This is a genomic window from Burkholderia sp. LA-2-3-30-S1-D2, assembly GCF_001523915.2.
GTDB classification, from domain to species: domain Bacteria; phylum Pseudomonadota; class Gammaproteobacteria; order Burkholderiales; family Burkholderiaceae; genus Burkholderia; species Burkholderia diffusa.
On record NZ_CP013384.1, the window covers coordinates 717,105 to 729,574 of the forward strand.

The following is a 12,470-nucleotide window of genomic DNA, read 5'->3' on the forward strand; positions in this document are numbered from 1 at the left end:
GTTACGCTGCGTCCTAACAACGAGGAGGTCCTACGATGAACACCCGATTCCTTGCGCGCGGCGCCGTCGCGGTCGCCGTGGCGACTGCCCTATCTGCCGGCTATGTCGCAGGCACCCGCCGCGCCGATCCGCAGATCATCACGCCCGCGCAGGCCGCCGCGCTCATGCCGGCCGAGGCCGCGGCGAAGACCGGCATTCCCGATTTCTCCGGGCTGGTCGAAACTTACGGCCCGGCCGTCGTGAACATCAGCGCGAAGCACGTCGTGAAGCAGGTGTCGCGGCGTGTGCCACAGCCGCAGCTGCCGATCGATCCGAGCGATCCGTTCTACCAGTTCTTCAAGCACTTCTACGGCCAGGTGCCGGGCATGGGCGGCGACACGCAGCCGGACGACCAGCCGAGCGCGAGCCTCGGTTCGGGATTCATCGTCAGCGCGGACGGATACATCCTCACCAACGCGCACGTGATCGACGGCGCGAACGTCGTCACGGTCAAGCTGACCGACAAGCGCGAGTACAAGGCGAAGGTCGTCGGCGCCGACAAGCAATCCGACGTCGCGGTGCTGAAGATCGACGCGAGCGGCCTGCCGACCGTGAAGATCGGCGACCCGGCGCAGAGCAAGGTCGGCCAGTGGGTCGTCGCGATCGGTTCGCCGTACGGCTTCGACAACACGGTCACGTCCGGCATCATCAGCGCGAAATCGCGCTCGCTGCCCGACGAGAACTACACGCCGTTCATCCAGACCGACGTGCCGGTGAACCCCGGCAACTCGGGCGGCCCGCTGTTCAACCTGCAGGGCGAGGTGATCGGCATCAACTCGATGATCTACTCGCAGACGGGCGGCTTCCAGGGCCTGTCGTTCGCGATTCCGATCAACGAGGCGATCAAGGTCAAGGACGAGCTCGTGAAGACGGGGCGCGTGAGCCGCGGCCGCCTCGGGGTCGCCGTGCAGGGGCTGAACCAGACGCTCGCGAGCTCGTTCGGATTGCAGAAGCCGGACGGCGCGCTCGTCAGTTCGGTCGACCCGAACGGCCCGGCCGCGAAGGCGGGCTTGCAGCCGGGCGACGTGATCCTCGCGGTCAACGGCTCGCCGGTCGCCGACTCCACGTCGCTGCCCGCGCAGATCGCGAACCTGAAGCCGGGCTCGAAGGCCGATCTGCAGGTGTGGCGCGACAAGTCGAGGAAGTCGATCAGCGTGACGCTCGGCGCGATGACCGACGCGAAGCTGGCCTCGAACGACGGCGGCCCCGTCGAGCAGGGGCGCCTCGGCGTCGCGGTGCGTCCGCTCACGCCGCAGGAGCGCAGCGCAACCAACTTGTCGCACGGGCTGATCGTGCAGCAGGCCGGCGGCCCGGCAGCCAGCGCGGGCATCCAGCCCGGCGACGTGATCCTCGCGGTGAACGGCCGCCCGGTCACGAGCCCCGAGCAGTTGCGCGACGCGGTCAAGGGAGCGGGCAACAGTCTTGCTCTCCTGATCCAGCGCGATAATGCACAGATCTTCGTGCCGGTCGACCTGAGCTGACCGGCGGCCGCTGCGGGCCGGCCGCGCCGGCCTTGGCGGGCGCCGCCGGCGTTCGACCCGTGGTGCTGTGTTCCGACCCGAAAGGAGGGAGCCATGCAATATCTACGCAACGTGTCCCGATTTGCCGCCGCCGCGGCGCTGGCCGCCGGCTGCGCCGTCGCCGCGTCCGGCGCGTACGCACAATCGGACGGCTTGCCCGCGGCGAGCCAGCAGGGCGATGTCAGCTACGTGTCAGGCGGCATCGGCAAGGATCAATCGACGGCATTCGAGCAGAACGAGGCGGCGTGGCCGCTCGCACTGCGCTTCACCGGCAAGGGCGGCGAATACCTGGCCGACGTCCATGTGCGGATCGTCGACAGCAAGGGCACCGAGCTGCTGACGACGGACGCGCGCGGGCCGTACATGCTCGTCAAGCTGCCGCCTGGGCGCTACACCGTGCATGCGTCGTACCAGGGCAGCGACGAATCGCGCGCGGTCACGGTCGGTGCGAAGGGCGGGGCGAAGGCCGCGTTCCAGTGGAGTGCGCAGTAGCGCATCGCGCGCGGGCGCGGTCAGGCCGCGCAATCGGAGGCGGTTTCGCCCATAATGAGAGCCACGGCACCTGTGCCGTGGCTTTTCGTTTCCTGCGCCCGGCTTGCCCGCCGGGGCCGCCGTCCGGAGGAGAAACGATGTCCGATGCTACCGACCCTCGCCTGGAAATCGTACCGAACCGCCATCGCGTGCGCGTGATCCATCGCGGCATCACGTATGCCGATTCACACGGCGCGCTGACCGTGCGCGAAACGGGCCTGCCGGACATCCATTACCTGCCGCGCGGCGACGTCAACATGCACAGGCTCGTGATGTCGAGCGTCACGACGGATTGTCCGCTGAGGGGCCGTGCCGTGTATTTCAACCTGCAGACGGAAGACGGCGTGATCGAGAACGCCGCATGGAGTTACGAGGAACCGGGGGAGACCGCGTCCGCGCTTGCGCACTACGTCGCCTTCGATGTCGCTCGGGTCGACAGTCTCATCGAGACGTCCTGATGCGGCGCGTGTTCATCGGGGAGGCATCATGGAACTGAACGACACGTTGCGCGTACCGCTCGCGCCGACCGTCGTGCGGGAGGCACTCGAGGATCTCGCGTTGCTGCGGGCGAGCTTCGACTATTGCGAATCGTTCGTGAAGCACGCGCACGGCGAGTTCGCGCTGACCATCACGGTGCCGCTCGGCCCGCTGCGTGCCCGCTACGACGTGCGTGCGCATCTGGCGAGCGAGCAGGGCGACGCGGAAGGCCAGCCGCGCCGCGTGCTCAACTTCAAGGCGCGGGCCGACGGCCTCGGCGCGGTGCGCGGGCAGGTCGAGCTGGTGCTGCGGCCGGACGATGACGACGCGGCCGCGACACGCATCGAATACGTGGTGTGGGCGACGGCGAGCGGCCCGCTTGCCGAACTGCCGGCGCGGCAGATCGAGAATGCGCTGTTCGCGTGGACCGACGATTTCTTCCGCGAATTCTGCGCGGTCGTGCAGGCGAAGCACGGTCTCGTGCCGAACCGCGCGCGTTCGCGCCCGCAGCGTCGCCAGCATGTATTCCTGCGGCCCGCGTCGCTGATGGCCGCGGCGAAGCGTCCGCTGCCGCCTCATCTCGGCGGCGCGCTGAGCGGCCGCGTCGCGAGCGCCGTGCATCATCGCGAATCCGGCCCGCTGCCCGTCTGGGCGTGGGCGGCGATCGTCGTGTTCGTCGCGCTGCTGCTGTATGCGGCGCGCTGGATCAACGGCGTCTGAGCGGCCGGCGTGCCACCGCGTTACCCGGCCGGACGCCGGCGGCGCGGCGGCCATTAGCGCCGCGCATCGGGCCCGGCGCCGCGAAATTCCCTCCGATAGGCCGATGGCGACGTGCCGAGCGAGCCCGCGAAATGCTGGCGCAGCGATACGCTCGAGCCGTAGCCGGCCGCCTGTGCGATCGCGTCGATCGATTGTCCCGTGGTTTCCAGCAGATGCTGCGCGCGCGTGAGCCGCTCGGCCTGCAGCCACGCGGTGACGGTCGTGCCCGTCGCCTGGCGGAAGTGGCGCGTGAACGTGCGCCGGCTCATCAGCACGCGTTCGGCGAGCGAATCCACACTGTGCGCGATGTCCAGATGCGCGCGCACCCAGTCGAGCAGGCCCGCGAGCCGCGCATCGCGCGGGTGCGCGGCAACCGGCTGCGGCACGTATTGCGCCTGCCCGCCCTGGCGGTGCGGCGGGATCACGAGGCGGCGCGCGATCCGGTTCGCGGCGTCCGAGCCGAAGCGCCGCCGCACGACGTGCAGGCAGCAGTCGAGCCCCGCGGCCGTGCCGGCCGACGTCATCAGGTTGCCGTCGTCGACGTACAGCACGTCGGGGTCGAGCTTCACCCGCGGAAAGCGCTGCGCGAAGTCGTCGGCCCACGCCCAGTGCGTCGTGGCCGGGCGTCCGTCGAGCAGCCCGGCCGCGGCGAGCACGTACGCGCCGAGGCACAGGCCGACGACCTGCGCGCCGCGCGCGGCGGACGCGCGCACTGCATCGACCAGCACGTCAGGCGGTGCTTCGTCGGGATCGCGCCATGCCGGCACGATGACGATGTCCGCGTCGTCGAGCGCATCGAGCCCGTACGGTGCGGTGATCGTGAAGCCGCCCGTCGTCGACAGCGGGCCGCGCTCGGCCGAGCACACGCGAAACTCGAACGCGGGCATCGCGGCCGCATCGCGTTCCTTGCCGAACACGACGGACGGCACCGACAGGTGGAACGGGCTGATGCCGTCGTACGCGATCACGGCGACGACGGTCGGGGCAGGGGCAACGGACGACGCGGCGGCGCGCATGACGGGCTCCGGAATGGCGATGGCCCGATTCTATCGAAGAATGGCTATCGGGCCACTGTCCGTCTGCGCGATGCGATCCGACAATGCATCGCATCGCGCTGCTGGCCGCCCCGTTCCGGAGCGGGGCGGCGCTGCCGAAACCGGAGCCTGCCATGTCGAATGCCATATTGCCTTCCGCTTCCCGCCGCGCGCTGATCGTGATCGATGTCCAGAACGAATACGTAACGGGCAACCTGCCGATCGAATATCCGCCCGTCGACGCATCGCTGGCGAACATCGGCCGTGCGATCGACGCCGCGCACGCGGCCGGGGTGCCCGTGATCGTCGTCCAGCACGTCGCGCCGGCGGGTGCGCCGATCTTCGCGCCGGGCACGGACGGCGTCGCGCTGCATCCGGTCGTCGCCGACCGGCCGTATGCGCACCTGATCGTGAAGGCGCGGGCCAGTTCGTTCGCCGGCACCGATCTCGCCGCATGGCTCGACACGCACGGCATCGACACGCTCGCGGTCGCCGGCTACATGACGCACAACTGCAATGCGTCGACCGTCTATCACGCGGCGCACGCGGGGCTCGTCGTCGAGTATCTGGCGGACGCGACCGGCGCGTTGCCGTACGTGAATGGCGCGGGTGCGGCGAGTGCCGAAGAGATTCACCGCGCGTACACGGTGGTGTTTCAGTCGAATTTCGCGGCCGTGATGTCGACCGATGAGTGGATCGCGGGGCTCGGCGGCGCGGCGATGCCGGCGCGCGATTCGGTGGCCGCGTCGAACCGGCGGGCCCGCGCGCAACGCGCGAAGGCCGCCTGAGCGAATCGGGGAGGGCAGGGGGCGACCGGGCGGAGCGGCGCCGCCGTCTGCGCGTGGCCGGATCGACCGGCCGGTCGCGATGACACGGCCTGCGGCGCGCCGGCGGAGGGGCCGTCGGTCAGTCGCTCGTCTTCAGCATCGCCGGGCTGTAACGCATCATGTCGAAGCAGCCGTCGACGAGCTGTTCCGCATGCTGCTCGGCATCGATCTCGTCGGGCAGCATCAGCATGTCACGCACGAAACCGCTGACGAGCGTGTGCAGCATCAGCGTCGCGCGCCATGTGTCGAGCCGCTCGGGCAGCAGCTTGAGCCGCACGGCGCCCGCGAGATCGGCATCGATCGCGTGCAGCGCCTCGCTCATCCCCGCACGGTTGCGCTGCAGCAGCGGCTCCATGTCCGCGACGTACTCGCACTTCATGAACAGGATGCTGAACACGCGCCGCAACTGCGAGTCGCGCTGTACACCGAGCAGGCACCAGATCAGGATCTTGCGGATTTTCTCCAGCGGATTGCCGCCGGGCGCGTCGAGCGGCATCCGCTTGAGCTCGTCGATCGGCAGGAACACGCGGTCGAACATCGCGTCGAACAGCTCACTCTTGTTCGCGAAATGCCAGTAGATCGCGCCGCGCGTCACGCCGGCGTGCTGGGCGATGTCGGCGAGCGACGTGTGCGACACGCCCTTCTCGAAGAACACGTGTTCGGCGGCGTCGAGAATGCGGTTGCGCGTCTCGAGCGCCTCCTCCTTGGTGCGTCTGACCATGTGCAGGCCTGAATGGATCGATCGTAGGTGAATATAGGGTCGGCAACCCTCGTCGTCGCTGTGCGGACGGGCTATGCTTGCGACTGGTAATAATTCGTAAGACCTAGCGGTTGGCGACGGGCGAGCGGGCTTTTTACATACATTCGTGAATGTATATACAATACCACCCTACGATCGAATGACCAAAGTGGCAATCAGTTAATATCCCACTCTGCTGATTCCCGCCAAAGTACCAGTCCGCAGTTCGCGGCATCTCGTCGGCATGGAGGTCTCGTGCCGACTTGCTGTATCCAGTAGTCCAGTAATTCAGGTGTTCGATCTGCGCCGCGAGGCGCATCCGTGTTGCGCTCCCGTCGGGTGCTGCACTTATTCCATTGGTTATACACAGAGGTCGCTCCATGCGCGTCGAACGGGTTCCATACCGCTTGATCACTGTCGCGGCAGCCGCGGTTTTTCTGGCTGCATGCGGAAAAAAAGAATCGGCACCGCCGCAGCAAACGCCGGAAGTCGGCGTCGTCACCGTCCAGCCGCAAGCCGTGCCGGTCTTCAGCGAACTGCCGGGCCGTACCAGCGCATTCCTCGTCGCGCAGGTCCGCGCGCGGGTCGACGGCATCGTGCTGCGTCGTGAGTTCACCGAAGGCACCGACGTCAAGGCTGGCCAGCGTCTGTACAAGATCGATCCGGCGCCGTACATCGCGGCATTGAACAGCGCGAAGGCGACGCTCGCGAAGGCGCAGGCGAACCTCGTCACGCAGAACGCGCTGGTTGCGCGCTACAAGGTGCTCGTGGCCGCGAACGCGGTCAGCAAGCAGGACTACGACAACGCGGTGGCCACCCAGGGGCAGGCCGCGGCGGACGTCGCGGCCGGCAAGGCGGCGGTCGATACCGCACAGATCAACCTCGGCTACACGGACGTGGTCTCGCCGATCACGGGCCGCGTCGGCATTTCGCAAGTGACGCCGGGCGCCTACGTGCAGGCGAGCCAGGCGACGCTGATGTCGACGGTGCAGCAACTCGACCCCGTGTACGTGGACCTCACGCAATCGAGCCTCGAGGGCCTGAAGCTGCGCCAGGACGTGCAGAGCGGCCGCCTGAAGACGAGTGGCCCGGGCGCGGCGAAGGTGTCGCTGATCCTCGAGGACGGCAAGACGTATTCGGAAGTCGGCAAGCTGCAGTTTTCCGACGTGACGGTCGACCAGGCAACCGGCTCGGTGACGATCCGCGCGGTCTTCCCGAACCCGGGCCGCGTGCTGCTGCCGGGGATGTTCGTGCGTGCGCGTATCGAGGAAGGCGTGAACGAGAACGCGTTCCTGGTGCCGCAGATCGGCGTCACGCATGACCAGAAGGGCCAGGCGATCGCGATGGTGGTGAACGCGAGCAACAAGGTCGAGCCGCGTACGCTGAAGACGTCGGGCATGCGCGGCCAGGACTGGATCGTCGAAGGCGGTCTGCAGGCGGGCGACCACGTGATCGTGCAGGGCGGCGAGAAGGTGCGTCCGGGCGCGACCGTGAAGTCGGTGGCGGCACAACTCGCCCCGGCGGCCGGTGCCGCATCGGGTGTCGCCGCTGCCACCGCCGCGCCGGCTGCCGCCGGTTCCGGCGCCGCCGCCGCGTCCGGTGCCGCCGCATCGGGCGCCGCGCCGGCGAGTGCCGCCGCTGCTTCGAGCGCGCAATAACAGGGAGCCTGTTTCATGGCAAAGTTTTTTATCGATCGCCCGATCTTCGCGTGGGTGATCGCCATCATCCTGATGCTGGCCGGGGTCGCGGCGATCTTCACGCTGCCGATCTCGCAGTATCCGACGATCGCGCCGCCATCGATCCAGATCACCGCGAACTACCCGGGCGCTTCCGCGAAGACGGTGGAAGACACGGTGACGCAGGTGATCGAGCAGCAGATGAGCGGTCTCGACAACTTCCTGTACATGTCGTCGACCAGTGACGACTCGGGCAACGCGACGATCACGCTGACGTTCGCGCCGGGCACCAACGCCGACATCGCGCAGGTCCAGGTGCAGAACAAGCTGTCGCTCGCGACGCCGGTTCTGCCCCAGGTCGTGCAGCAGCTCGGCCTGTCGGTGACGAAGTCGAGCAGCAGCTTCCTGCTGGTGCTCGCCTTCAACTCCGAAGACGGCAGCATGAACAAGTACGACCTCGCGAACTTCGTGGCGTCGCACGTGAAGGATCCGATCAGCCGGCTGAACGGCGTCGGCACCGTCACGCTGTTCGGCTCGCAGTACGCGATGCGGATCTGGCTCGACCCGACCCGCCTGACGAACTACGGCCTCACGCCGGTCGACGTGAGCTCGGCGATCACCGCGCAGAACGTGCAGATCGCGGGCGGCCAGATCGGCGGCACGCCGGCCAAGCCGGGCACCATGCTGCAGGCGACGATCACCGAATCGACGCTGCTGCAGACGCCCGAGCAGTTCGGCAACATCCTGCTGAAGGTCAACCAGGACGGCTCGCAGGTTCGCCTGAAGGACGTCTCGAAGATCGATCTCGGCGGCGAAAACTACAACTTCGACACGAAGTACAACGGTCAGCCGACCGCGGCACTCGGTATCCAGCTCGCGACCAACGCGAACGCGCTCGCGACCGCGAAGGCCGTGCGCGCGAAGATCGACGAGCTCGCACCGTTCTTCCCGCACGGCCTCGTCGTGAAGTATCCGTACGACACGACGCCGTTCGTGAAGCTGTCGATCGAGGAAGTGGTCAAGACGCTGCTCGAAGGTATCGTGCTCGTGTTCCTCGTGATGTATCTGTTCCTGCAGAACCTGCGGGCGACGATCATCCCGACGATTGCGGTGCCGGTGGTGCTGCTCGGCACGTTCGCGATCATGTCGCTCGTGGGCTTCTCGATCAACACGCTGTCGATGTTCGGCCTCGTGCTCGCGATCGGCCTGCTGGTGGACGATGCAATCGTGGTGGTCGAGAACGTCGAGCGCGTGATGGCGGAAGAGGGCCTGTCACCGAAGGAGGCGACCCGCAAGGCGATGGGCCAGATCACCGGCGCACTCGTCGGCGTGGCGCTGGTGCTGTCGGCGGTGTTCGTGCCGGTCGCGTTCTCCGGCGGTTCGGTCGGCGCGATCTATCGTCAGTTCTCGCTGACGATCGTGTCGGCGATGGTGCTGTCGGTGCTGGTCGCGTTGATTCTGACGCCCGCACTGTGCGCGACGATCCTGAAGCCGATCCCGCAAGGGCATCACGAAGAGAAGAAGGGCTTCTTCGGCTGGTTCAACCGCACGTTCAACAACAGCCGCGACAAGTACCACGTCGGCGTGCACCACGTGATCAAGCGTTCGGGCCGCTGGCTCATCATCTACCTGGTCGTGATCGTCGCGGTCGGCCTGCTGTTCGTGCGCCTGCCGAAGTCGTTCCTGCCGGATGAAGACCAGGGCCTGATGTTCGTGATCGTGCAGACGCCGTCGGGCTCGACGCAGGAAACGACCGCGAAGACGCTCGCGAACATTTCCGACTACCTGCTGAAGGACGAGAAGGAAATCGTCGAATCGGCGTTCACGGTCAACGGCTTCAGCTTCGCGGGTCGCGGCCAGAACTCGGGTCTCGTGTTCGTGCGACTGAAGGACTACTCGCAGCGTCAGCATGCGAACCAGAAGGTGCAGGCGCTGATCGGCCGGATGTTCGGGCGCTACGCGGGCTACAAGGACGCGATCGTGATCCCGTTCAACCCGCCGTCGATTCCCGAACTCGGCACGGCCGCGGGTTTCGACTTCGAGCTGACGGACAACGCCGGTCTTGGCCACGACGCGCTGATGGCCGCGCGTAACCAGCTGCTCGGGATGGCCTCGAAGGATCCGACGCTGCAGGGCGTGCGCCCGAACGGTCTGAACGACACGCCGCAGTACAAGGTCGACATCGACCGCGAGAAGGCGAATGCGCTCGGCGTGACGGCGGATGCGATCGACCAGACGTTCTCGATCGCGTGGGCGTCGAAGTACGTGAACAACTTCCTCGACACCGACGGCCGGATCAAGAAGGTGTACGTGCAGGCCGACGCGCCGTTCCGGATGACGCCGGAGGACATGAACATCTGGTACGTGCGCAACGGGTCGGGCGGGATGGTGCCGTTCAGCGCGTTCGCGACCGGTCACTGGACGTACGGTTCGCCGAAGCTCGAGCGCTACAACGGCGTGTCGGCGATGGAAATCCAGGGTCAGGCCGCGCCGGGCAAGTCGACCGGCCAGGCGATGGCCGCGATGGAAGGGCTCGCGAAGAAGCTGCCGGTCGGTATCGGCTATTCGTGGACCGGTCTGTCGTTCCAGGAAATCCAGTCGGGTTCGCAGGCGCCGATTCTGTACGCAATCTCGATCCTCGTCGTGTTCCTGTGTCTCGCGGCGCTGTATGAAAGCTGGTCGATCCCGTTCTCGGTGATCATGGTGGTGCCGCTCGGCGTGATCGGGGCACTGCTCGCGGCGACGATGCGCGGCCTCGAGAACGACGTGTTCTTCCAGGTCGGCCTGCTGACCACCGTGGGCTTGTCCGCGAAGAACGCGATCCTGATCGTGGAATTCGCGCGCGAACTGCAGATGACGGAGAAGATGGGGCCGATCGAGGCCGCGCTGGAAGCAGCGCGCCTGCGGCTGCGTCCGATCCTGATGACGTCGCTCGCGTTCATTCTCGGCGTGATGCCGCTCGCGATCAGCAACGGCGCGGGTTCGGCGAGTCAGCACGCGATCGGCACGGGCGTGATCGGCGGGATGATCACGGCGACGTTCCTCGCGATCTTCATGATCCCGATGTTCTTCGTGAAGATCCGCGCGATCTTCAGCGGCGAGAAGGAAGACGTCGATCAGGCGCTGCGCCTCGCTCAGGAGCACTCGCACCACGAAGAGAAGCCGGGCAACGGCGACGAAGGCAACAAGGGACAGTGATGATGCAAAAACACGCTTTGACTGCAATCGCGGTCGCGCTCTTTGCCACGGGCTGCACGATGGCGCCGCATTACAAGCGGCCCGACGCGCCCGTCGCACAGGCGTACCCGGCCGGCGGCGTCTATGCGACGCAGCCGGGCGCTGCCGGCGCGCGCAGCGCGAACGGCCAGGCGGCGACCGCCATCGGCTGGCGCGAATTCTTCGTCGATCCGCGCCTGCAGCGGCTGATCGAGATCGCGCTGAAGAACAACCGCGACCTGCGCGTGTCGGTGCTGAACATCGAGGCGGCGCGCGCGCAGTACCAGATTACGCGCGCGGGCCTGTTCCCGACGCTCGACGGCACGGGCACGGGCAGCATCCAGCGCGTGCCGCAGGGCCTGTCGCAGACGGGTGCGCCGTATATCTCGCGCGCCTACAACGTCGGCGTTTCGGCGTCGTGGGAACTCGACCTGTTCGGCCGCGTGCAGAGCCTGAAGGACCAGGCGCTCGCGCAGTACCTGTCGACGTCGTATGCGCGGCAGGCTGCCGAGATCTCGCTCGTGTCGCAGGTCGCGGACCAGTACCTGACGCTGCTGTCCACCGATGACCTGCTGCAGGTCACGGAGAACACGCTGAAGACGGCACAGGCGTCGTACGACCTGACGAAGCTGCAGTTCGACAACGGCACGGGCTCCGAGCTCGAGCTGCGTCAGGCGCAGACGGTCGTCGAGACGGCGCTCGCGAACCAGCAGGCGCAGGCGCGTGCGCGTGCGCAGGCGCTGAACGCGCTGGTGCTGCTGATCGGCGAGCCGCTGCCGGACGATCTGCCGGCGGGCATGCCACTCGATGCGCAGAACCTGCTGACGGACGTGCCGGCCGGTCTGCCGTCCGACCTGCTGACGCGTCGTCCTGACGTGATGCAGGCCGAGCAGACGCTCCTGGCCGCGAACGCGAACATCGGCGCGGCACGCGCGGCGTTCTTCCCGCGTATCTCGCTGACGGGCGCGTTCGGCACCGGCAGCCCGACGCTCGGTGGCCTGTTCAAGGCCGGCACGGCGGCGTGGTCGTTCGCGCCGCAGATCACGATGCCGATCTTCGAGGGCGGGCAGAACATCGCGAACCTGAACCTCGCGAACGTGCAGAAGCGTATCGAGATCGCCAACTACGAGAAGGCGATCCAGTCGGCGTTCCGCGAAGTGTCGGACGGGCTGGCTGCACGCGGCACGTACGATCAGCAGATCGCCGCGCTCGAGCGAAACGAGCACGCGCAGCAGCGTCGCTTCGACCTGTCGGACCTGCGCTACAAGAATGGTGTCGACAGCTACCTGTCGGTGCTGACTGCGCAGACCGACCTGTACTCGGCGCAGCAGTCGCTGATCAGCGCGCGTCTGGCACGCTGGACGAACCTGGTCACGCTTTACCGCGCATTGGGCGGCGGCTGGATCCAGCGCGCCGGCGAGACGCCGCGCGCACCGGACGAAACGGTCGACTACGACAAGGCGGCCGCACCGGCGCCTGCGTCGGCAGCGGCGACGAACGGGTAAGCACGAAGGCGGGCAGGGGCGGGCGACCGCTCCGGTTCGCCGAGGTCGCGGTTCCCGGGATACGACAACGCCACGGACGAAAGTCCGTGGCGTTTTTTTGCGGCCAGTTTGGTTTGCGGCGACCGCGGATCGTCATCACCGGCACCG

10 protein-coding genes are annotated in these 12,470 nt (G+C 67.3%); 8 read left to right on the top strand and 2 right to left on the bottom strand.

The features are described 5' to 3' along the window. Window positions 1-35: 35 nt before the first annotated feature. From WS66_RS15945 to WS66_RS15960, 4 genes are all read left to right on the top strand, one after another. Window positions 36-1,520 carry a DegQ family serine endoprotease gene (locus WS66_RS15945; protein ID WP_059607940.1) on the top strand — a complete coding sequence of 495 codons (1,485 nt, stop codon included), beginning with the start codon at window positions 36-38 and terminating at the stop codon, window positions 1,518-1,520. Window positions 1,521-1,613: 93 nt separating this feature from the next. After that, window positions 1,614-2,051 carry a carboxypeptidase-like regulatory domain-containing protein gene (locus WS66_RS15950; RefSeq protein WP_059607941.1) on the top strand — a complete coding sequence of 146 codons (438 nt, stop codon included), beginning with the start codon at window positions 1,614-1,616 and terminating at the stop codon, window positions 2,049-2,051. A gap of 137 nt (window positions 2,052-2,188) precedes the next feature. Next, the gene (locus WS66_RS15955; RefSeq protein WP_059607942.1) at window positions 2,189-2,548 is read left to right on the top strand and encodes a DUF427 domain-containing protein; all 360 of its coding nucleotides are present in this window, start codon (window positions 2,189-2,191) and stop codon (window positions 2,546-2,548) included. 28 nt (window positions 2,549-2,576) lie between these two features. Further along, complete coding sequence (locus tag WS66_RS15960; RefSeq protein ID WP_059607943.1) at window positions 2,577-3,287, top strand: CoxG family protein; 711 nt, start codon at window positions 2,577-2,579, stop codon at window positions 3,285-3,287. A 53-nt stretch (window positions 3,288-3,340) separates the two neighbouring features. On the opposite strand, the gene WS66_RS15965 is transcribed toward WS66_RS15960, so the two are convergent. After that, window positions 3,341-4,342 carry a helix-turn-helix domain-containing protein gene (locus tag WS66_RS15965; protein WP_059607944.1) on the bottom strand — a complete coding sequence of 334 codons (1,002 nt, stop codon included), beginning with the start codon at window positions 4,340-4,342 and terminating at the stop codon, window positions 3,341-3,343. A 152-nt stretch (window positions 4,343-4,494) separates the two neighbouring features. Here WS66_RS15965 and WS66_RS15970 point away from each other — a divergent pair, with 152 nt between their 5' ends. After that, entirely contained in the window at window positions 4,495-5,148 is a 654-nt protein-coding gene (locus WS66_RS15970) for a cysteine hydrolase family protein (RefSeq protein ID WP_059608013.1), read from the top strand. Between the two features lie 118 nt (window positions 5,149-5,266). Here the strand turns inward: WS66_RS15970 and WS66_RS15975 are convergent, their stop codons facing one another. Then, window positions 5,267-5,908: a TetR family transcriptional regulator gene (locus WS66_RS15975; RefSeq protein ID WP_059607945.1), complete on the bottom strand. Its 642-nt coding sequence runs from the start codon at window positions 5,906-5,908 to the stop codon at window positions 5,267-5,269. A 398-nt stretch (window positions 5,909-6,306) separates the two neighbouring features. On the opposite strand from WS66_RS15975, the gene WS66_RS15980 reads away from it, so the two are divergent. The 3 genes from WS66_RS15980 to WS66_RS15990 are packed head-to-tail and all read left to right on the top strand — an operon-like array spanning window position 6,307 to window position 12,323. Beyond that, window positions 6,307-7,584, top strand: coding sequence for an efflux RND transporter periplasmic adaptor subunit (locus WS66_RS15980; protein ID WP_059607946.1), 1,278 nt, complete (start codon window positions 6,307-6,309; stop codon window positions 7,582-7,584). Between the two features lie 15 nt (window positions 7,585-7,599). After that, entirely contained in the window at window positions 7,600-10,800 is a 3,201-nt protein-coding gene (bpeB, locus tag WS66_RS15985; protein ID WP_059607947.1) for an efflux RND transporter permease BpeB, read from the top strand. Further along, complete coding sequence (locus WS66_RS15990; RefSeq protein ID WP_059607948.1) at window positions 10,800-12,323, top strand: efflux transporter outer membrane subunit; 1,524 nt, start codon at window positions 10,800-10,802, stop codon at window positions 12,321-12,323. Before bpeB ends, WS66_RS15990 begins: the two co-directional genes overlap by 1 nt. Window positions 12,324-12,470 lie beyond the last annotated feature (147 nt).